Source organism: Mesorhizobium sp. P2_C4, from assembly GCF_056404575.1.
Map to the genome: position 1 here is coordinate 939227 of NZ_JBFUDT010000002.1, position 19823 is coordinate 959049.

General features: G+C 63.4%; 17 protein-coding genes and 1 pseudogene. 11 read left to right on the forward strand and 7 right to left on the reverse strand.

The annotated features are described in order from the left end of the window. Positions 1–54: 54 nt before the first annotated feature. Both AC1DX6_RS10895 and AC1DX6_RS10900 read right to left on the reverse strand, forming a co-directional pair. Complete coding sequence (locus AC1DX6_RS10895; RefSeq protein WP_477313030.1) at positions 55–1371, reverse strand: hypothetical protein; 1317 nt, start codon at positions 1369–1371, stop codon at positions 55–57. A 528-nt stretch (positions 1372–1899) separates the two neighbouring features. Next, positions 1900–2544 carry a cysteine hydrolase family protein gene (locus tag AC1DX6_RS10900; protein WP_477313032.1) on the reverse strand — a complete coding sequence of 215 codons (645 nt, stop codon included), beginning with the start codon at positions 2542–2544 and terminating at the stop codon, positions 1900–1902. Positions 2545–2672: 128 nt separating this feature from the next. On the opposite strand from AC1DX6_RS10900, the gene AC1DX6_RS10905 reads away from it, so the two are divergent. Next, positions 2673–3659, forward strand: coding sequence for a helix-turn-helix domain-containing protein (locus tag AC1DX6_RS10905; RefSeq protein WP_477313034.1), 987 nt, complete (start codon positions 2673–2675; stop codon positions 3657–3659). 5 nt (positions 3660–3664) lie between these two features. Here the strand turns inward: AC1DX6_RS10905 and AC1DX6_RS10910 are convergent, their stop codons facing one another. Further along, positions 3665–4222, reverse strand: a complete 558-nt coding sequence (locus tag AC1DX6_RS10910; RefSeq protein ID WP_477313036.1) for a sugar O-acetyltransferase — start codon at positions 4220–4222, stop codon at positions 3665–3667. A gap of 156 nt (positions 4223–4378) precedes the next feature. Here AC1DX6_RS10910 and AC1DX6_RS10915 point away from each other — a divergent pair, with 156 nt between their 5' ends. The 4 genes from AC1DX6_RS10915 (at position 4379) to AC1DX6_RS10930 (ending at position 8695) form a co-directional block, all read left to right on the forward strand. Continuing rightward, complete coding sequence (locus AC1DX6_RS10915) at positions 4379–4840, forward strand: DUF4126 domain-containing protein (protein ID WP_477313038.1); 462 nt, start codon at positions 4379–4381, stop codon at positions 4838–4840. Further along, positions 4837–6228, forward strand: coding sequence for an FAD-containing oxidoreductase (locus AC1DX6_RS10920; protein WP_477313040.1), 1392 nt, complete (start codon positions 4837–4839; stop codon positions 6226–6228). Before AC1DX6_RS10915 ends, AC1DX6_RS10920 begins: the two co-directional genes overlap by 4 nt. 147 nt (positions 6229–6375) lie before the next feature. Further along, the gene (locus tag AC1DX6_RS10925; RefSeq protein ID WP_477313042.1) at positions 6376–7554 is read left to right on the forward strand and encodes an MFS transporter; all 1179 of its coding nucleotides are present in this window, start codon (positions 6376–6378) and stop codon (positions 7552–7554) included. Between the two features lie 85 nt (positions 7555–7639). Beyond that, positions 7640–8695, forward strand: coding sequence for a M14 family metallopeptidase (locus tag AC1DX6_RS10930; protein WP_477313044.1), 1056 nt, complete (start codon positions 7640–7642; stop codon positions 8693–8695). A 274-nt stretch (positions 8696–8969) separates the two neighbouring features. On the opposite strand, the gene AC1DX6_RS10935 is transcribed toward AC1DX6_RS10930, so the two are convergent. Next, the gene (locus AC1DX6_RS10935; RefSeq protein ID WP_477313046.1) at positions 8970–9740 is read right to left on the reverse strand and encodes an isocitrate lyase/PEP mutase family protein; all 771 of its coding nucleotides are present in this window, start codon (positions 9738–9740) and stop codon (positions 8970–8972) included. Between the two features lie 320 nt (positions 9741–10060). On the opposite strand from AC1DX6_RS10935, the gene AC1DX6_RS10940 reads away from it, so the two are divergent. Next, positions 10061–12250 carry an anthranilate synthase gene (locus AC1DX6_RS10940; protein ID WP_477313048.1) on the forward strand — a complete coding sequence of 730 codons (2190 nt, stop codon included), beginning with the start codon at positions 10061–10063 and terminating at the stop codon, positions 12248–12250. Between the two features lie 23 nt (positions 12251–12273). Beyond that, the gene (locus AC1DX6_RS10945) at positions 12274–13203 is read left to right on the forward strand and encodes a cation diffusion facilitator family transporter (protein ID WP_477313691.1); all 930 of its coding nucleotides are present in this window, start codon (positions 12274–12276) and stop codon (positions 13201–13203) included. Positions 13204–13444: 241 nt separating this feature from the next. Here AC1DX6_RS10945 and AC1DX6_RS10950 read toward each other — a convergent pair whose 3' ends face one another. Next, positions 13445–14542 carry a hypothetical protein gene (locus AC1DX6_RS10950; protein ID WP_477313050.1) on the reverse strand — a complete coding sequence of 366 codons (1098 nt, stop codon included), beginning with the start codon at positions 14540–14542 and terminating at the stop codon, positions 13445–13447. Positions 14543–14644: 102 nt separating this feature from the next. Between AC1DX6_RS10950 and AC1DX6_RS10955 the strand changes: the two genes are divergently transcribed. The 4 genes and pseudogenes from AC1DX6_RS10955 (at position 14645) to AC1DX6_RS10970 (ending at position 17446) form a co-directional block, all read left to right on the forward strand. After that, the gene (locus tag AC1DX6_RS10955; RefSeq protein ID WP_477313052.1) at positions 14645–15088 is read left to right on the forward strand and encodes a DsrE family protein; all 444 of its coding nucleotides are present in this window, start codon (positions 14645–14647) and stop codon (positions 15086–15088) included. A 62-nt stretch (positions 15089–15150) separates the two neighbouring features. Then, on the forward strand, positions 15151–15936 hold the full coding sequence (locus AC1DX6_RS10960) for an SDR family NAD(P)-dependent oxidoreductase (RefSeq protein WP_477313054.1): 786 nt from the start codon (positions 15151–15153) through the stop codon (positions 15934–15936). 42 nt (positions 15937–15978) lie between these two features. Next, positions 15979–16287 (forward strand): putative quinol monooxygenase, encoded by a 309-nt coding sequence (locus AC1DX6_RS10965; protein ID WP_477313056.1) that lies wholly within the window; start codon positions 15979–15981, stop codon positions 16285–16287. Positions 16288–16368: 81 nt separating this feature from the next. Continuing rightward, a pseudogene (locus AC1DX6_RS10970) lies at positions 16369–17446 on the forward strand (AbrB family transcriptional regulator). Between the two features lie 262 nt (positions 17447–17708). On the opposite strand, the gene AC1DX6_RS10975 reads toward AC1DX6_RS10970, so the two are convergent. Then, complete coding sequence (locus tag AC1DX6_RS10975; protein ID WP_477313693.1) at positions 17709–18485, reverse strand: esterase family protein; 777 nt, start codon at positions 18483–18485, stop codon at positions 17709–17711. Between the two features lie 4 nt (positions 18486–18489). Further along, positions 18490–19656 (reverse strand): ATP-grasp domain-containing protein, encoded by a 1167-nt coding sequence (locus AC1DX6_RS10980; protein WP_477313695.1) that lies wholly within the window; start codon positions 19654–19656, stop codon positions 18490–18492. Positions 19657–19823 lie beyond the last annotated feature (167 nt).

A 19823-nucleotide genomic window follows, 5' to 3' on the forward strand; every position in this document is an offset into this window, starting at 1 on the left:
AATGGCGAAGGGCGCCGCATCGCTGCGGCGCCCTTTTGCTTGCCGCGTTTTCCCTCACGCCACTGTCGAGGACCCGAACTTCTTGATCCCGGCGACCGACATGCTGACGAACTGGTCGAGGATGGTGAAGAAGATGTCGAGGCTGAAGCCGAACAGGAAGGCGAAGGTGAACAGGCTGAAGCCAATTCTCGAAACCTCGTCTCCAAGCCTGCTGCCCGGCGTCACGAACCAGGCAAGCACCATGCCGGCCAGCGCCCCCAGCGCGATCCTGTGGATCAACCGCGACAGCGGCGGATTGGGCAGCAGCGGATTGAGGATCATCCGCATGTGAAACATGATGGCTCCGAGCGCGCCGTAAAAGGCCGGGAGTATCCACAAGGCATATGGGCTGAGAACCTCACCCAGTGTCTTTATCTGCGCGGTCAGCGTGTAGATCGAGTTCGGCGCGATCGTGATCACGCCGTCGCACTGCAGGCTGCGCGTTGCCTCGTCGAAATCGGCATTCACGTCCGTCACTTTTTCCGAAGACGCACCTTCAGGAATGTTCGGGTTTTTCTTGTCGGTGTTTATCTGCGCGCAATAGGTATCCGGCTGAGGGGGGAGCTCCTTGACCTTGTCTGGAGGCGTGGATTTACTCACCCCCAGCGCCTGGTCACAGAACTGGTTTATGGCACCCTGCTTGGAGAACTGTGCCTGGCCCGCCGCTCCGCTTTCGGCCGTGGATGTCGAATAAAGCTTGCAGTACATCCATTGCATTCCCCAGATCGGGAATTGCGCGTCCTCAGTCATGAACCCTTGCGCCCTTCTCACCAGGGAGGAAAAGCGCTGGTCGAGAGCGTGAAGGCTATCTTCCGAATTGTAATAGGCGTCCTTTAGAAGCGTCAGGTCAGTGGTCGAAGCCTGCTCGGACGATGCCGAGCTCAGCTGTTTCTTCGTCGCCCAAACCTGCCGTATCGCCTGTCCGAACCGTGCGCTGAAATCATTGTTGTCGATTTCTATGAGTTCGGAGTTTATCGCGATTCCCTTGTTGTAAATGTACGTCAACCTCCCGGTCACAACCATGAAGAGCACGGAAAGAGCCACCAGAAAGTATGTCGCCAGCGCGGTCTTGCGCGACATGTCCCCGGGCGACCATCCCGATCGCAGGGCCGCCAGGGTGGCAAATGGCACGGTGCCGGAACAATCGTTGAACACTGTCTGAAGATTGACGACCTCAGGCTGGCTGGCCGTCGCATCCTGGAGTTTTTCGGCATTGCCGATAGCCGCAAACAGGGAACTGTCCTTGAAGACGCCATACCGGCCGTAGTTGGCGACCAGCTTGGCGTCCGCGATGAGTCCCGAAACGAGAGGGTCGACCGGTGTCATCGTCATCGTGAAATCCCCCCGCCTGACGACTACCCTAGATAACCCGGCACATAGCCGTATTGCGACGGGCACCCGCACGGATATCCAGGCGGGCCGGGCGGCTGCGCCCAGCACCAGAAGGATTGAGTGAAGCAGATCGTTCCCGGCGCGTGCGGAGGGACCTGGGCGAAAGCGGGCCACGGCAAGAGCGCCGCGGTACCGGCCAAGGCCAGAACGACTGCAGTTCTTGCAACTCGCGCTTTCACTTGTTTCTCCCGGGAAAGTCCACCGATCACACTCCCTGATCAAATATGACCGTTCCGCAGAGAGAGGCCCTCGTCTGTGAAAGACTTCACTCCGTTCTCCAGATCTCTCCAGATTCTGAAATCGAGCACGCTCCGAATTCTTGCGTTGGCCGCCCACCATCCCGAAGGCGGATGAGCCCAGCGGACAAGAGTACCAAAGAGGCCACGACCCCGCCGAAAATGTCCGTGACCAGGAAACGCCAAGGGGCGCCGCAGCCTGCGGCGCCCCTTTTTCATTCGCGGCAATTGCCTACGCAGCGTTTCGCGCCAGCGCGCGCTGGTTGGACGCATAGGGCGTGTCGCGCTCGGGCAACGCGCCGGTCTTCAGGCAATCGATCCATTCGGCGGTCTTGAGAACCGCCGCGAAGCGCGATTGCAGGATGATGGTCACCACGCGGTGGATCTCTTCGGCCGAGGCATAGCCGGCGCTGTTGGCATAGGGCAGCGAGCCAGTGGCGTCGGACAGGAACTCGACCGCAAAGCCCATGTGCACGGCGTGGATGATGGTCGACAGGTCGCAATTATGCGTCATGTAACCGATGACGGTGATCGTATCGATGGCGTTGGCGCGCAGCCAGTCTTCGAGATCCGTGCCGGTGAAGGCGCTCGGCAAGGTCTTTTCGACATAGTGATCGCGGCTTCGCTTCGCGATTTCGGGGTGCAGTTCGGCGCCATGGCTGCCCTTGGCGAAAACCGGCGAGGTCTCGGGCGCCAGCTGCTTGATGACCACCACCTTGACGCCAGCCGCGGCGGCCGCGTCCATGGCCCGGGCCACGTTGACGACGCTGTCGCGGAACGGCGGATGCTTGATCGCGAGATTGCCGCAATCATAGTCGTTCTGGACGTCGACGACGATGAGAGCACGGCGCGGTGCGGTTTTGACTGGGTCAGACATGGTGTTTTCCTTTCCGGCTTGAATGCGATGGGTCGAAAATAGACGCGTCCTCGAGCGGTCGTAAGTGTCCCAATTGACATTGTTCGAAAGAATTGGGACAATTCAGCCCGACCCTCATTGGTGCGCCCATGGCCGATCCGATTGTTGCCGCCATCGCTTTCGATGGCATCAGCCCATTCCACCTCTCCGTCCCTTGCCTGGTATTCGGCGAGGATCGCACCGCGCTCGGCCTGCCGCGCTTCGACTTCCGCATCTGCGCACTCGAAGCGGGGCCGGTCAGGACCGAGGCCGGGTTGACCGTCACGGCACCGCATGGACTGGGCAGCCTCGACGACGCGGACATTGTGATCGTCCCAAGCTGGCGGAATCTGGACGATCCGCCGCCCGCATTTCTGACAGAGGCGCTGCGGCGGGCGCACCAGAATGGCGCGTTGCTTGTCGGGCTGTGCCTCGGCACTTTCGCCATTGCAGCGACCGGCCTGCTTTCCGGGCGGCGGGCAGCCACGCATTGGGCCTATACCGAACAATTGCAGGTGCTTTATCCCGACATCGTCGTCGACGCTGACGTGCTCTACATCGACGACGGCGATGTCATGACGTCCGCCGGTGTCGCCGCCGGGCTCGACTGCTGTCTCCACCTCGTGCGCGCCCGCTACGGAGTGGAAGCGGCGTTGCGCCTCGCCCGGCAGATCGTCCTGTCGCCGCATCGACAGGGTGGACAGGCGCAGTTCATCGAGCGCCCCATCGCCAGGGCCGAGAACACAGATCGTTTCACGCAGGCCCTCGATGCCGTGCGCAGAACGCTCGGTGAAACGCACAGCCTGGACAACGTGGCCGATGCGGCCGGCCTCACCCGGCGGACGTTCACACGCCGCTTTCAAAAAACGATCGGCACCAGTTTCGGCGATTGGCTGACCGACCAGCGCGTCGCGCTGGCGCAGCGGCTGCTGGAGGCCACGGAAAAGTCGATGGACACGGTCGCCTTCGAGGCGGGCTTCGGCAGCGCCACCTCGCTGCGCCAGCATTTTTCGGCGCGGCTGAGAACCTCGCCGGCGCAGTACCGACGCGAATTCTCGAAGCGTATCGATCAGGACGAGCACACCGCTTCGCGCTGATCCTGTCAGCTGAGCCTGAGCGGCCGCGCCGGATTGCCGACCACCGTGGTGTTCGCCGGCACGTCGCGCGTCACCACGGCACCCGCGCCAACAATGGCGCCCTCACCAATGCTGACGCCGCCGAGAATGATGGCGCTGCCGCCGATCCAGGCATGGTCGCCGATCGCGACCGGCCTGGCGATCTCCAGGCCTGCCTGCCGCCCGGCGGCCTCCTTGTGATGCTCGGCGCAGTATATCTGCACATTGGGGCCGAGCAGCGTTCCCTTGCCGATGCGGACCGTCGCCGTGTCGAGGATGGTGCAGCCGGCATTGAGAAAGGCGGCCTCGCCCAGAAAGATGTTGAAGCCGTAGGCGCAGTGGAACGGCGCTTCGATCCGGGCGTCCTCGCCGGCGCCGCCGAGCAGCGATTTCAAGGCCGGTCCGATGTTGCCACGCTGCCGGGGCGGCATTGAATTGTGCTCGAACACCGCGTCACGCGCGCTGACGCGCAGCGCTTCCAGCTCCGCATCGAGGCACGTGTACCACCCGCCCGCCGCCATCTTCGTGCGTTCGCTTTCGGTCATGACAGCGCCTCCGTCTCTTCCTCGTCTTTGACTGTTTTACCAAAGTACAATGCGCCCTGGTGCAAGAAGCGCCAGTGCCGACCCTGGTCAAATGCCGGACCTATGCTAGCTTGCCCGCGCGGACCTGTCCCGGGCAGGCCATCGAAGGGATCAAACATGCTTTACCTTCTTGCACTTCTGATCGGTGTCATCGCCGGCCTGCGCGCCGGAACTGCGCTTGCCGTCACCGCCTGGGGCGCCTGGCTGGGCTGGCTTCCGGTCGCCGGCACCTGGGCGAGTTTCATGGGCCACTGGATCACAGTCGGTATCTCCACCATCCTGGGGGTCATCGAACTCATCACCGACCAGTTGCCCTCGACCCCGAGCAGAAAAGTTCCGCAGCAGTTCGGCGCCCGTATCGTCGTTGGCGCCTTCTGCGGCGCGGTGATCGGAGCGACCGGCGGCGCCACCATAGGCGGCCTGATCGCCGGAGCCATCGGTGCGGTCATCGGCACGCTGGGCGGCGCCGAACTGCGCGGCCGGCTTGCAGCAAGCTTCGGCAAGGACCTGCCCGCTGCCCTCATCGAGGACGCGGTGGCCATCATCGGCGGCCTGCTGATCGTGGCTGCGGTGGCATGACGGCCCAAGCCTCAGACGCCAAGACATACGATGCCATCATCATCGGCGCCGGACAGGCCGGCCCATCGCTCGCCGCCCGGTTGAACGCGGCCGGCATGAGTGTGGCGTTGATCGAGCGCAAGCTGGTCGGCGGCACCTGCGTCAACACCGGCTGCATGCCGACCAAGACCATGGTGGCCAGCGCCTATGCCGCGCATCTCGCCCGCCGCGCCGCCGATTATGGCGTGACGCTCGGCGGTCCGGTCGGCGTCAATTTCAAGGCGATCAAGGCGCGCAAGGACAAGGTCTCCAACGATGCCCGCATTGGCCTGGAGACCTGGATTGCCGGCATGGACAAATGCACGCTCTATCGCGGCCATGCGCGTTTCGAATCCGCCAACACCGTGCGTGTCGGCAACGACCTTCTGACCGCCGAAAAAATCTTCCTCAACACCGGCGGCCGCGCCTCGGTGCCCGAGCTGCCCGGCATCAACGACATTTCCTACCTGACCAATTCATCGATGATGGATCTCGACGTGCTGCCGCGCCATCTCGTCGTCGTCGGCGGCAGCTACATCGCGCTCGAATTCGCGCAGATGTTCCGCCGCTTCGGCTCCGATGTGACCGTGATTGAAAAGAGCCCGCGGCTCACCGGCCGCGAGGACGAAGATGTCTCGGCGGCCATCCTGTCGATCCTCGAAAACGAAGGTATTGCGGTCCACCTTGGCGCCGACGACATCGGCTTTGCCAAGCAGGGCAGCGACATTGCGGTTACCTTCTCCGCCGGCAACCCGCCGGCAGTCGGCTCGCATGTGTTGCTGGCGCTAGGCCGCACGCCCAACACCGACGACCTCGGCCTCGACAAGGCAGGTGTCGAGGTCGACAGCCGCGGCTTCGTCACCGTCGATGACCAGCTGCGCACCACGGCGCCCGGCATCTGGGCGATGGGCGACTGCAACGGCAAGGGCGCTTTCACCCACACCTCCTACAATGACTACGAGATCGTCGCCGCCAACCTGCTCGACAACGACCCGCGCAAAGTAAGTGACCGCATCGAAGCCTATGCGCTCTATATCGACCCGCCGCTCGGTCGCTGCGGCATGACCGAGGCCGCGGTGAAAAAGTCCGGTCGTCGCGCCTTGGTCGGCCAGCGGCCGATGACCCGCGTTGGCCGCGCTGTCGAAAAGGGCGAGACGCAAGGTTTCATGAAAATCCTGGCCGACGCCGACACCAGGGAAATCCTCGGCTGTTCGGTGCTTGGCCCCGGCGGTGACGAGGCGGTGCACTGCGTGCTCGACCTCATGTACGCCAAGGCGCCGATCGACACGCTGGCGCGGGCAACCCACATCCACCCCAATGTCTCGGAGCTTCTGCCCACCATCGCCCAGGACTTGAAGCCGCTCGAATAGGATCGCCTTTCGAAGCTTCTGGCCGTTGGCGCCGCGCTTTCCGCCAGCCCTCGGCTTTCTGCAATGCAGCATTGCAACAATGGCGATTGCGCGCCGCGCATATCTGCGGCCAGTCTCATTTTTGAACCGATTCATTCTGGACGCTCCATGCCCTTGCCGATCCTAGCGCTTGCCATTGCGTCCTTCTGCATTGGCACCACCGAATTCGTCATCATGGGGCTTCTGCCCGAGGTCGCCGCCGATCTCGGCGTTTCGATCCCCTCGGCCGGGCTGCTGGTCACCGGCTATGCGCTCGGCGTCGTCTTCGGCGCCCCGATCGTTGCGATTGCGACTGCACATCTGCCGCGCAAGCCGGTGCTGGTCGCGCTGACGGCGCTGTTCGTCGTCGGCAATCTGCTTTGCGCCATAGCGCCCAATTACTGGCTCCTGATGGCGGCGCGCGTCTTCACCGCGTTCGGCCATGGCGCCTTCTTCGGCATCGGCTCGGTCGTGGCAGCAAGCCTGGTGCCGCGCAACAAGCGCGCCAGCGCCATGGCGATGATGTTCGCGGGGCTGACGCTCTCCAACATTCTCGGCGTTCCCGCCGGAACCGCACTTGGTGAAGCTTTCGGCTGGCGCTCCACCTTCTTTGCCGTCGTCGGCATCGGCCTGATCTCGGTCGCGGCCATCGCCTGGCTGGTGCCTTCCAACGTCGCCGAACCGAGCGGCGGCGGCCTGCGCAGTGAATTGCGCGTTCTTGGCAAGCTACAGGTGTGGCTCGCCATGCTGATCGCCTCGTTGGCATCGGCCAGCCTGTTCGCCGTCTTCACCTACATCAAGCCCTACCTCACCGATGTCTCCGGCCTGTCCACCTCTGCAGTCACCTGGGTGCTCCTGCTGTTCGGCGCCGGCATGACCATCGGCAACATCATCGGCGGCAAGCTCGCCGACTGGAAACTGATGCCGACGGTGATCGGCACGCTGCTCTTGATGGCGGTGCTGTTTGTCGGCTTCATGCAGTTTGGCGCCATTGCAAGCGTCGCCATCGGCGTCGTCTTCCTGTGGGGCCTGCTGATCTTCGTAGTCGTGCCGCCTTTGCAGATCCGCGTCGTCGAGGCCGCGTCCGAAGGGCCGAACCTTGCCGCCACGCTCAACCAGGGCGCCTTCAATGTCGGCAATGCCGGCGGCGCCTGGATCGGCGGCGTGGCCTTGTCCGCTGGCGTTTCCTACGCCCATTTGCCGCTCGTCGGTGCGGTGCTGGCCCTGCTGGCGGTCGCTGTCGCCGTGCTGTCGCAGGCGCTCGACCGGGCAGCACCCGTTGCAACCCTTCAGGCCCCGGCCGAGTAGCTTGCGCCCATCGCGCCGGGCGCTGGACCAATCGACAGCGTAACGACAAAGATGCATGTCTTCGGCTCATTTTCGGAGACATCCCATGCAGAAATCGATCGAGCGCATCACCGGCGACACCGAAGGCGTTTCCTACGAATTTCCGGTGTTCCGCTTTGCGGGGGCGGATAATGCTGCCCCTTCAGCCTATCTGCAGGCGGCACTTCATGCCGGCGAACTGCCGGGCGTTGTCGCCATCGATGCGCTGATGCCGATGCTGGCCAAGGCCGAGGCTGAAGACCGTATCAAGGGTTCGATCACCATCGTACCCTGGGCCAACCCGATCGGCCGCGCCCAGTATCATTTCGGCGAACATCAGGGCCGTTTTCACCTCGGCACCAGAACCAACTTCAACCGCGGCTTTCCACTGCTGGCGGCGCCCGACACCTCGCTCTTGCCGGACACCACGCATGGCACAACGGACCAGCAGCTGAAGACGCTACTGCTGCAGCTTTCCCTCGGCCACGACATCGTGCTCGACCTGCATTGCGACGACGAGGGCCTGGCCTATCTCTACGTCCACACCAGCCTGTGGCCGGCGATGGCCGATTGTGCAGCAGCCATGGGCGTCGATGCGGTCATGCTGTGGCATGAAGACGCCGCCGGCACCTTCGAGGGCGCCTCGATCATGCCCTACCAGAACGTCCCCGCCGATGTGGCGCGCTTCGATCGGCGCGTCGCCACCACGGTCGAATATCGCGGCATGCTCGATGTCGATGGCGCCCTGGCCGGCGCCGATGCCGAAGGGCTCTATCGCCTGTTGGTGGCGCGCGGCGTGATCACCGACCCGGCCCTGCCCGCGCCCGGCCCATTCGCCGGCGTCGTCGCGCCGCTTGAAAACATCGACATGATGCCGGCGCCCCGAGCCGGCGCCATCCTCTACGACGTGAAGCCCGGCGACCGCGTCACCAAGGGCGCGCGTCTGGCCACCATCGTCCATACGCCGGGCGAAGCCAGTGGCCGCACCGAGGTCTTCGCGCCGCAGTCCGGCATCATCCTGACCCGGCGGTCGCGCCGCATCATCCGCGCCGGCGAAGACCTGCTGAAATTGGTCGGCGACAAGAAGAGCGCCGACGCAAGGTCAGGCACGCTGGAAGACTGAGGAAGCATTGCTTGGTGTTTGTCGAAGCACCTATAGCTTCGTCATTCTAGGGCGGAGCAAGGAGCGAAGCGACGCGGCGCAGAACCTAGAATCCATGCCGTTACATCTGAGCGCCGCAGCGGTCGAGAATTCTGCTCCGCTGCACTCTTCGGCTAAGGTTGCGGCATGGATCCTCGGGTCTGCGCCGCGTCGCTTCGCTCCTTGCTCCGCCCGTGGATGACGAAGTTGGGAGGCTTCCGCCTTATCTCCACTACTGGATACCCACACAGCACTATTATCCCGAAATAGCCTGACGCGCTTTGGCCTCCAACCATTCGGCCATCTGCCGGTAAGGCACCGGGCCGTAGCTGACGCGGGCAACGCCCAGTTCCGCCAGGCGCTGGCGTGGCGGCACATGCGCCAGCGCAATGATGTTGACTGGCAGCTTGATCGACTTGCAGAGCTTCTCGATCAGGACCTCGTCACCGAGACCCGCGGCAAAGAAACCGTGTGCCCCGGCCTTCTCATAAGCGTGCGCCCGCTCGATCGCCTGGTCGACCAGAGCCTTGTCATGCGTGTCCGGCTTCGCTTTGAGGAAGAGGTCGGTTCGTGCGTTGATGAACGCCGGTATGCCGGAGGCTTTCACAGCCGCGGCCGCCGCCTCGATGCGTTTCACCTGCACCGCTATGTCGTGCAGGCCACTGCCGCCGACGATCTGATCTTCGAAATTGAAGCCGATGGCGCCGGCCTGCAAGGCGAGCGTCACCGTGCGAGCGACGACCTCGGGAGCGACGCCGTAGCCGCCCTCGAGATCCATGGTCACCGGTAGGTCGACCGCCGCAACGATGCGCTTGATGTTTTCGAGCGCCAGTTCCAGGGGGATTTTCTCACCGTCGGCGTATCCGAATGCGGCCGCGACCGGCCAGCTTCCGGTCGCAATGGCCTTCGCCCCTGCTTTCTCGACGATCTTGGCACTGCCCGGATCCCATGCGTTGTAGAGAACGACTGGATTTCCCTTGACGTGAAGGGCGTGGAACGCCCGCGCGCGGTCGGTTTGCTCGGTCATTGGTGTCTCTCGCGTCTTCTTGCTGTTGGATGTCCAGACTATGCGGGGCTGCCAGCCCTGGCGATGTGCCATGAGCTGTGGAAACGGCAGCCACCAAACAGCCTTTCAAACCTGTTGCGCAGCCGTTCAATCGCCGCTATGGATTTCGCCATGAACATGCGCTCGATCAAGACCATTTGGTGGTGGGCTCGCTGACAGCGGCCTGTTCGAACGCGTGCGCGTGAAAATAGAAGGTGGCCGCAACGGAATGTCCGGGCGGCCATTTGTTTTTTCAAGCCATTCCCGGGTCCGTTGCCCCAAAGACGCTGATGGAGACGGCAATGACGATGAAAATTCTGGAGAACGGGGCGGAAAGCTTCGTCACCGCGGGTGGCGTCACCATCACCCGCGAGCGCCACGACCGGCCCTATGAGGGCGCGATCGACGCCTATGTCGACGGGCTGAATTCGCGCCGCGGCGCGGTGTTTTCCTCGAACTACGAATATCCCGGCCGCTACACGCGCTGGGACACCGCCATCATCGATCCGCCGCTGGTGATCTCGGCGCGCGGCCGCGCCATGCGCATCGAAGCGCTGAACAGCCGCGGCGAAGTGCTGTTGCCGGTGATCGGCGCCGCACTTGCCGGCCTTGCCGAGGTGACGATCGCCGAGACGTCGAAAAAACTGATCCGCCTCGACGTCGCCAAGCCCGGCCGTGTCTTCACCGAGGAAGAACGCAGCCGCGTCCCCTCGGTGTTTGCGGTGCTGCGCGCCATCACCGCTCTGTTCAAGACGGCGGAAGACGCCAATCTCGGCCTCTACGGCGCCTTCGGCTACGATCTCGCCTTCCAGTTCGATCCGGTCGACTACAAGCTGGAGCGCAAGCAGAGCCAGCGCGATCTGGTGCTGTTCCTGCCTGACGAGATCCTGGTCGTCGACCACTATTCGACCAAGGCCTGGACCGACCGCTACGACTATTCCGGCGATGGTTTCTCGACCGAAAACCTGCCGCGCGACGAAATCGTCGAGCCGTTCCAGACCGCCGACCGCATCCCGCCACGCGGCGACCACGAGCCGGGCGAATATGCCAACCTGGTGCGCAAGGCGATGGACAGTTTCAAGCGCGGCGACCTGTTCGAGGTGGTGCCCGGCCAGATGTTCTACGAGCGCTGCGAGACGCAGCCCTCCGAAATCTCGCGCAAGCTGAAGACCATCAACCCCTCGCCCTATTCCTTCTTCATCAATCTCGGCGAAGGCGAGTACCTGATCGGCGCCTCACCGGAAATGTTCGTGCGCGTCAACGGCCGCCGCGTCGAGACCTGCCCGATATCAGGCACCATCAAGCGCGGCGACGACGCCATTTCCGACAGTGAGCAGATCCTGAAGCTGCTCAACTCGAAGAAGGACGAATCCGAGCTGACCATGTGTTCGGATGTCGATCGCAACGACAAATCCAGGGTCTGCGAACCCGGCTCGGTGCGCGTCATCGGCCGGCGCCAAATCGAGATGTATTCGCGCCTGATCCACACCGTCGACCACATCGAGGGACGGTTGCGCGAAGGCATGGACGCCTTCGATGCTTTCCTGTCGCATGCCTGGGCGGTCACCGTCACCGGCGCGCCGAAATTATGGGCCATGCGCTTCATCGAACAGAATGAGAAGAGCCCGCGCGCCTGGTATGGCGGGGCGATCGGCATGGTCAACTTCAACGGTGACATGAACACCGGCCTGACCTTGCGCACCATCCGCATCAAGGACGGCATCGCCGAAGTGCGCGCAGGCGCCACGCTGCTCTTCGACAGCATTCCCGAGGAAGAAGAAGCCGAAACCGAATTGAAGGCATCCGCCATGCTCTCCGCCATCCGCGACGCCAAGTCAGGCAATGCCGCCGGCACCGAACGCACCACCGCGCGCGTCGGCGACGGCGTCAACATCCTGCTGGTCGACCACGAGGACTCCTTCGTCCACACGCTCGCCAATTATTTCCGCCAGACCGGCGCCAATGTCTCGACCGTGCGCACGCCGGTGCCGGAGGAGGTCTTCGACCGGCTGAAGCCCGATCTTGTCGTGCTGTCGCCCGGCCCAGGCACGCCGAAGGACTTCGACTGTGCCGCCACCATCAAGAAGGCGCGCGCCCGCGACCTGCCGATCTTCGGCGTCTGTCTTGGCCTGCAGGCGTTGGCCGAGGCCTATGGCGGCGAACTCAGGCAACTGCACGTGCCGATGCACGGCAAGCCGTCGCGCATTCGCGTGTCGAAGCCCGGCATCATCTTTTCCGGCCTGCCCAAGGAAGTGACCGTTGGCCGATACCACTCGATCTTCGCCGATCCGGTGCGCCTGCCCGACGATTTCATAGTCACCGCCGAGACCGAGGACGGTATCATCATGGCCTTCGAGCATCGCAAGGAGCCGATCGCCGCCGTGCAGTTCCATCCCGAATCGATCATGACGCTCGGCCACAATGCCGGCATGCGCATCATCGAGAACATCGTTGCGCATCTGCCGCGCAAGGCCAAGGAAAAGGCAGCCTAGCGACGATGGCCGCAACCGAAGACATGACGGCGATCGCGGCCAAAGCCGCTGCCAAGCGCAAGGTCGCAAGCCTTGCCTTCTGGTCGATCGTCATCGCCTTCCTGGTGATGGGTTTGAAGTTCTTTGCCTGGCGGATCACCGGCTCGGTCGCCCTCTATTCTGACGCCCTGGAATCCATCGTCAACGTCATCACCGCGACCGCCGCTCTCTGGGCGATCCGCATCAGCCACAAACCAGCCGACAGCGACCATCCGTTCGGCCATCACAAGGCCGAATATTTTTCCGCCGTTCTGGAGGGCGTGCTGATCGTCGTCGCCGCGATGCTGATCATCGCCAAGGTGTGGCAGTCGCTGCCGAACCCGACATCGCTCGAACAGCCTTGGGAAGGTTTGGCGATCAATGCCGGCGCGGCTCTCGTCAATGCGGTCTGGGCCTTCGTGCTGATCCGCAACGGCCGTGCCGAACGATCGCCGGCGCTGGTTGCTGACGGCCAGCACATCATGACCGACGTGCTGACCTCGGTTGGGGTCATTATTGGCCTTGTCGGGGCGGTACTGACCGGCTGGCATATTCTCGACCCGCTGCTTGCGCTCCTCGTGGCGCTGAACATTCTCTACCAGGGCTGGAAGCTCACCGGAGAATCGCTGAGCGGCCTTATGGACCGCGCCGTCGACACCCAGGAACACATGCATATCCGCGACATCATCTCGGCCAACTGCAAGGGTGCGCTGGAGGTTCACGACCTGAAGACGCGCATTGCCGGCCGCGCCACCTTCATCGAGTTCCACCTGGTCGTCGATGCCGACATGACCGTCGGCGCCAGCCACGTCATCTGCGACCGCATCGAGGACGCGCTGAAGGCCGAAATCCCCTCGGTGCGCGTTACCATCCATGTCGAACCCGACGACGAGGCCAAGCTGCCCAAGGGCACGACGGCAGTGCCGTTCGCCTGAGACAGTTTCCCGTCACGGCCCTGGAAAATTAGCCGAAGACTCTCGACTTCGTCATCTACGGGCGGAGCAGGAGCGAAGCTTCGTCGCGTAGACCCCGAGGATCCATGCCGCGACCTGGGACGAAGCATGCAGCGGAACAGAAGATGCACCGCAGCAGCGCTCATGCGTCACGGCATGGATTCTATGGTCTGCGCTGCGTCGCTTCGCTCCTTGCTCCGCCATAGAATGACGAAGCGCCGGTTTACGGCGCGCAAGCCGATTGCGGCATCGGCTCCAGCCGGTAGACCTTATCGTCGGAGTTGGTCTTGCCCTCGGCCGCCTTCGAACAGAGGTCGACGATCGCCAGGCTGCTGTTGGGGTTGGCCAGCATCATGGTGCCGTTGGCGCCGCGCTTGAGGTAGATTTCCTTTTGGCCGATATCGCAGGAAAAGTTGCTCATCTTCGCGCTCGCCGCGCAGCGCCACTGGTCCGCCTCCCCCTGGCAGGAGTAGGTCTGCGTAACCTTGCCTGCCTTCTGCCGCGTGGTGACCGAAACGGCGATATCGGCGCCGTCGGGCCAGTTGGCGGCATCGCCGCCGGCGGCGAAGGACGCAAGTTCGACCGGGCCACGGAAAACCCGGATGGATTGCGTCACCTGGTCGGGATGCGAGCCTAGATGCGCGGCATCGTAGTCACGTCCGTAGCAAAAAGCCTGGTCCGACTTCAGCCGCTCGCGCAAAGGCGGACCGAGCGCCGGATCGATCGGATCGATGCGCGCGAACTCGGCCTGGCAGGTTGCCGCCGGCATCGGGTCGAGGCGGAAATTGTCGTCCTCCGAGCCAAGCGCCTGCCGGTCATATTCAGCCTCGCCGAGTTCGTCTTCCGACCCCGCGTCGAGATAAAGATCCTGAGAAACATCGGTGACGATCAGACGGCCTTTGTCGTCGAGCTTCAGTGACGCCATGGTGCGGTCGCAATCCATGCCGCAACGGATCGGACCGGTCTTGCCGTCCTCGGACTCGTGATTGCACCAGCCGCTGGCCCATTCCGGCGCCTTGGCGCCGCGCACGGTGGTGGCGATAAAGCCATTGTAGGACGAGTCGGAATTCGTGGCCGGCTCCTCGTTCGGACGGCTCACCGGGTCACGTCCATAGAGGAAGAATATTCGCGCCACCTTCTGCTTCGGATGCGCCTTGAGATGTGCAGCATCGTAGACCCGGCCGAAGCAGGCATCCTTGCCGTCCGGGCTCAGCTCGGTGAGCTTGAGGGCCTCGTCGGCAAGGGCCGAGCCGGCAAGCGCGCCGAACAGCGCGACGCCAAATCCGGCGCCGGCAGCAGTCTTCCATCTCCCGAACGCCATGTGACCCTCTCCCTCGCATCGACAGGACGTAACGTCGTTTTATGCTAGTATCATGGCCGCAGCCACGCAATTTGCAGTGAGCGTCAAGCCGAGGAGGATGCGATGCGCCGACGCGATATGTTCCGCGCGGTTCTTGCCGGAACTGGAACGCTTTTTGGCTTGCGGGTGGCGCAGGCAGCAAGCACTGACACCGCCGGGGAAAGGCAAAAAGTCGCCTATCACCTCAGCGATGTCGACAAGGTCAATTTCGTGCTCGGCAACATCAAGAACCACTATGATGGCACCGGCGGCAATGTCGACATCGCGCTGGTCGTGCATGGTCCAGCCCTTGCCGCCTTCAAGTCGAAGGGCATATCGGCCGCGATTTCCGGGCGTTTCGCCGGCCTTGTCCAGGAAGGGCTTGAGCCGCATGCCTGCGGCAACACAATGAAAGGCATGGAGATCACCCTTGCCGACCTGCTCGACGGCTTCCACGCCGCCGACAAGGGCGGCGTCGTCAAACTCGCCGAACTGCAGGGCCAAGGCTATGTCTATCTCAGGCCCTGAGGCTTGAACATAAGGGGGGCAAGGGCCTACGAAGGGACGGGGAAAATCCCGGAGGAACAGCAGTGCCAGCCACCCCGATCGCTCTCAGCATACCCGATCTCGCCGGCAAGGCGGTGCTGGTCACCGGTGCCTCGACCGGCATTGGGGCAGCACTTGCGCTGGCCTACGCCGCGCAGAAAAGCCGCGTCGCGCTGCACTACAATTCGAGCCGCGAAGCCGCCGAGAAACTGGCCGGGACCATTCGCGATGCCGGTGGCGAGGTGTTCTTGACCCAGGGCGATTTCTCGGTGCCTGCCGATGTCGAGCGCGTCGTCGAGGAGAGCGCTGAAAAATTCGGCCGGCTCGACGGCCTGGTCAACAATGCCGGCGGCATGCTTGGCCGGGTGCCCTATGCCGAGCAGACTGAGGCGCACTACGACGCGGTCATGGACCTCAACGCCCGTTCGGTGCTGACCGCCTCGCGCAAGGCAATCCCGTGGCTGAAGAAGCAGGGCGGCTTCATCGTCAACACCTCGTCGATTGCCGCGCGCAACGGCGCCGGCGGCGGCGCCGGCCTCTATGGCTCGGCCAAGGCCTTCGTCTCCAACGTGACGCGCGGCATGGCCAAGGAGCTGATCGGCTTCGGTATCCGCGTCAACGCGGTGGCGCCGGGCACCATCGCGACACCGTTTCACGAGCGCTATTCCACCGGCGAGCAGATGAAGGGCATGGTCGCCACCATCCCGCAGGGGCGCGCCGGCACTGCGCAAGATTGCGTCGGCGCCTATCTGTTCCTCTCCTCCGATCTGCTCAGCGGCTACATCACCGGCCAAATAATCGAGGTGAATGGCGGCCAGTTGATGCCTTGAGCTGCGCACTGCATACTTGTGTCGCGTAACGCGGAGGACACGATGTACGGACTGATCGGCAAGATGCGCGCGGCGCGCGGCCAGCGCGATGCTGTCATGGCCCTGCTGCGCGAAAGCACCGGCGCCCTGCCGGGCTGCCTGAGCTACATCATCGCCACCGACCCGGCCGACGCCGACGCGATCTGGGTCACCGAAGTGTGGACCGACCAGGCAAGCCACAAGTCCTCGCTGCAGCTCCCCGAGGTCCAGGCGACGATCGCCAAGGCGCGCCCCTTCATCGCCGGCTTCGAGTTCCAGGTCGAGACCCATCCGGTCGGCGGCTTCGGCCTCACAGACGCCCAGACCGGCTGACGCCCGGAGGCTTTACTTCAAGGCTATCCTTCCGCCAAAAGCGGTTCGCATTCCTCTGCGATCGGTCTAAGACACGCGGATATGGACTCCTCGCCGCATCAACCAACTCTCGAACGCTTTGCGCGCATGCGCTCCTCGTTTCAGTGGCTGGTCCTGCTCATTGTCTCGCTGCTCTTCGCCGGCGCGCTCGAATTCGCCGCCCTGCCCGCGGCGCTGCTGATCGGCCCGATGCTGGCGGCGATCCTCGCCGGCACCAACGGCGCCACGGTGCGGGTGCCTCGCGTTCTGTTCGGCTCGGCGCAAGCCATCGTCGGCTGCCTTGTCGCCGCCTCGATCTCCGCCGACATCTTCCCGGTCTTCTACAAGGAATGGCCGCTGTTCCTCGGCGCGGTGGTGGCGACCGTCTCCGCCTCAAGCCTGCTCGGCTGGCTGATCAGCCGCTGGCGCATCTTGCCCGGCACCACGGCGGTCTGGGGCTCGTCGCCGGGCGCCGCCACCGCCATGGTGCTGATGGCCGGCGCCTTCGGCGCCGACCAGCGCCTCGTCGCCTTCATGCAGTATCTGCGCGTCATCTTCGTTTCGATGACGGCCGCCCTTGTGGGTCGACACCTCAGGCATCGAGATCCCCGCAATCGTCTGGTTTCCACCGATCGAGCTGGCCGCCTTTGCCGCAACACTTGGCGTCGCGGTCATAGGCGGTTTGCTCGGCAAGCTGCTCAGGCTGCCGTCGCCCTTCTTCCTCGGCACTTTCATTTTCGGCGCCATCGTCCATCTCGGTTTTGGCGTGACGATGCAATTGCCGCCATGGCTGCTGGCGGTCAGCTACGCCATGGTCGGCTGGTCGATCGGGCTCAACTTCACCCGACCGATCCTGCGCCATGCGACGCGGGCGCTGCCGCAGATCGTCGGTTCGATCATCATCCTCATCGCCTTCTGCGGCGGCCTCGGCTTCATGATCAGCCACCTGCTCGGCATCGATCCGCTGACCGCCTATCTGGCGACAAGCCCCGGCGGCATGGACAGCGTCGCCATCATTGCCGCCGCCGCGCAACACGTCGACATCTCCTTCGTCATGGCGCTGCAGTCGGCCCGCTTCCTTGTCGTGCTGCTGGTCGGGCCGAGCGTCGCACGGCTGGTGGCACGAGCAGTCAAGGAATAGGCCGCAAGCGTTCCGCGGCACCATGGCTCGACGGATCGTTAGGCGACCACCGGGCTCGCGGTGGGATCGGGCGTGGTTATTCGTCTGTGCCCTAAGGTGTGTTGAGATTCAGGTCAGGCCGAGTCGGAGTCGAAGACGGGCGCGAAGCGACCAAACCAGATGGTTTTCGAGAACCGGAGCGGAGCGTACTTGAAGTACGTGAGCACCGGACGCGCAGGAAACCATCGTTTGCAGGCCGGCATCACCTGAATATCAACGCACCTTAGTCCAGCCGGTGCATCAGATCGTCATCCAGCCAGCGGGCGAAGAAATAGACCAGTTGCTTGTGCCACCACGGCCAGTCATGGGCGACATCACCACCCCAATAGTCGACCCAAGCGGGGATCGACTTGTCGCGTAGGATCTGTTCCAGCGCATGCGTCTCGACCAGCATCCGCTCTTCCCACGCGCCCTGCCCACAGCAGAAGATCAGCCTGAGCGCCTTCAGCCGGGCAAGCAGTTTCTGGTCGACGATGCCGGGCAGATAGTCGAGCGGCGAGTTGTAGAAAATGTCGCCGTCCAGCGCCTTGCCGAAGAAGTCGCGGGCGGAATAGACGCCCGACAGCGCGATAACGCCGCTGGCAAGTTCCGGAAAGCGGAAGACGAAATTCGACGAATGGTAGCCGCCCATCGAGCAGCCTGAGAACAGCGGCTTAAGCTCGCGTCCACCATTGGCGCCTGCGGCCGTGGACAAAAGTTCCGGCAGCGCCTCTTCGCGCACGTAACGGAAATAGGCCTCATGGCGGGCGATGCGGTGGGCGGCGTCGACATGCTTGTTGAAGAAGGATTCCGAATCGATGCCGTCGAGCGTGAACAGCTGGATGCGGCCGGTGTCGATGAACTCGGCAAGGGCTGCCACCGCGCCGGAATCCTCGAACTGATAGAAGCGCCCCTGCGAGGTCGGGAACACCACCACCGGCCGGCCGGCATGGCCGTAGCGCTTGTATTCCATGTCGCGGCCGAGGTTGCGGCTGGACCCCTTGTGATAGGAGATGTCCATCACCTCACGCCTCTTCCGCATGGATATAGTCGACCGCCTGGCGCAGCGCCTTCGGATCCTTCGAGCGCATCTGATAGGCGTAATTTCCCATGGCGCGGCTGAAAACCTCTTCGATTGGCTGATGGTGGACGATCTTGTCGCCGTGCGCGGCTAGCACGTCCGCATGGCTGTGCAAATAGTGGAGGTGACGCTTGCGGCTGGCATAAGCGGTGAAATATTTGCCCGTATACGGCCCGCCTGTCGCGTCCTTCACCACCATGTCGGCCCATGCGGCGTAGACATCGATGTCGAACGTATAGTTGATGGCGTCGGTCATCCAGGCGCCGGGCGGCCGCATGTTGACCTCCAGCGCGATGGCCCGATTGTCTTTGGTCTCGAACAGTTCGATGTGGAAGAAGCGCTCGCGCACGTCGAATGCCTTCAGGATCTTCCTGCCGGCCTCTTCCACCACCGGGTTGATTTCGGGAAAGCAGGTGTAGCTCATGTGACGGTCCCGGTTGACCACCTCCATGACGCTCTGGTCGTAGCGGTGGCTGGCGGCCAGCACCACCTCGCCGTCGCGGTTGACCAGCCCGTCAAAGGTCACCACCAGCCCCTCGATGAACTGCTCCATAACGAAGCTGACATCCTCGGGCTTTTCCTTGAAAAACTGGTCGAGCTCTTTGGCGTTGGAGATCTTGTAGGTGTTCGAGGCGCCGGAGCCGGAATCCGGCTTCACCACCACCGGATAGCCGACGCGGCGGATGAAGGTCATGGCCCCGGTTCGGTCGGAGCATTTGCGCTGCGGAATGGTTTCGACGCCGCTCTTGCGGAAGAAGGCGCGCATGCGGCTCTTGCGCTTCAAATTCTTCACGAAATCGAGCTTGGTGCCATAGATGTTGAAGTCGGTGCGGATGTGGGCTTCTAGCTCCAGCCAGTGCTCGTTCAGCGATTCAAAGCGGTCGATGCGGCCCCATTTGTGGATGAAATGACCCATCGCCCGGAACACCGGGTCATAGTCCTCCATGTCGGCGATGCGGTAATATTCCGAAAGCGCTGCCTTGAGCTTGCCGTCCAGCGCGTCGAAGGGCGCATCGCCGATGCCGAGCACGGTGGCGCCGGCTTTCTTCAGCCGGTCGCAGAAGTCGGCACCGTTGGCGGGAAAATGCGGCGAGAAGAACACGAAATTCATAGGCAACGACCCCTCCGGCAGTGAGGCAATACGGCCCCGTCGACTGCCAAGTTTGGCGCATTTGCCGCGTATGGGGAAGAGCACTCCGGGACAAGCGGCGGTGCAACCACTTGCCTGTCCATAGCCGCTCCTGTATGAGACCCGCCATGAACACGCGCCACACCTCC

What these genes read in the sequence shown, in the direction of transcription:
- AC1DX6_RS10895 (WP_477313030.1), bottom strand. Translation starts at nt 1,371, where the DNA reads ATGACGATGACACCGGTCGACCCTCTCGTTTCGGGACTCATCGCGGAC.
- AC1DX6_RS10900 (WP_477313032.1), bottom strand. Translation starts at nt 2,544, where the DNA reads ATGTCTGACCCAGTCAAAACCGCACCGCGCCGTGCTCTCATCGTCGTC.
- AC1DX6_RS10905 (WP_477313034.1), top strand. Translation starts at nt 2,673, where the DNA reads ATGGCCGATCCGATTGTTGCCGCCATCGCTTTCGATGGCATCAGCCCA.
- AC1DX6_RS10910 (WP_477313036.1), bottom strand. Translation starts at nt 4,222, where the DNA reads ATGACCGAAAGCGAACGCACGAAGATGGCGGCGGGCGGGTGGTACACG.
- AC1DX6_RS10915 (WP_477313038.1), top strand. Translation starts at nt 4,379, where the DNA reads ATGCTTTACCTTCTTGCACTTCTGATCGGTGTCATCGCCGGCCTGCGC.
- AC1DX6_RS10920 (WP_477313040.1), top strand. Translation starts at nt 4,837, where the DNA reads ATGACGGCCCAAGCCTCAGACGCCAAGACATACGATGCCATCATCATC.
- AC1DX6_RS10925 (WP_477313042.1), top strand. Translation starts at nt 6,376, where the DNA reads ATGCCCTTGCCGATCCTAGCGCTTGCCATTGCGTCCTTCTGCATTGGC.
- AC1DX6_RS10930 (WP_477313044.1), top strand. Translation starts at nt 7,640, where the DNA reads ATGCAGAAATCGATCGAGCGCATCACCGGCGACACCGAAGGCGTTTCC.
- AC1DX6_RS10935 (WP_477313046.1), bottom strand. Translation starts at nt 9,740, where the DNA reads ATGACCGAGCAAACCGACCGCGCGCGGGCGTTCCACGCCCTTCACGTC.
- AC1DX6_RS10940 (WP_477313048.1), top strand. Translation starts at nt 10,061, where the DNA reads ATGACGATGAAAATTCTGGAGAACGGGGCGGAAAGCTTCGTCACCGCG.
- AC1DX6_RS10945 (WP_477313691.1), top strand. Translation starts at nt 12,274, where the DNA reads ATGACGGCGATCGCGGCCAAAGCCGCTGCCAAGCGCAAGGTCGCAAGC.
- AC1DX6_RS10950 (WP_477313050.1), bottom strand. Translation starts at nt 14,542, where the DNA reads ATGGCGTTCGGGAGATGGAAGACTGCTGCCGGCGCCGGATTTGGCGTC.
- AC1DX6_RS10955 (WP_477313052.1), top strand. Translation starts at nt 14,645, where the DNA reads ATGCGCCGACGCGATATGTTCCGCGCGGTTCTTGCCGGAACTGGAACG.
- AC1DX6_RS10965 (WP_477313056.1), top strand. Translation starts at nt 15,979, where the DNA reads ATGTACGGACTGATCGGCAAGATGCGCGCGGCGCGCGGCCAGCGCGAT.
- AC1DX6_RS10975 (WP_477313693.1), bottom strand. Translation starts at nt 18,485, where the DNA reads ATGGACATCTCCTATCACAAGGGGTCCAGCCGCAACCTCGGCCGCGAC.
- AC1DX6_RS10980 (WP_477313695.1), bottom strand. Translation starts at nt 19,656, where the DNA reads ATGAATTTCGTGTTCTTCTCGCCGCATTTTCCCGCCAACGGTGCCGAC.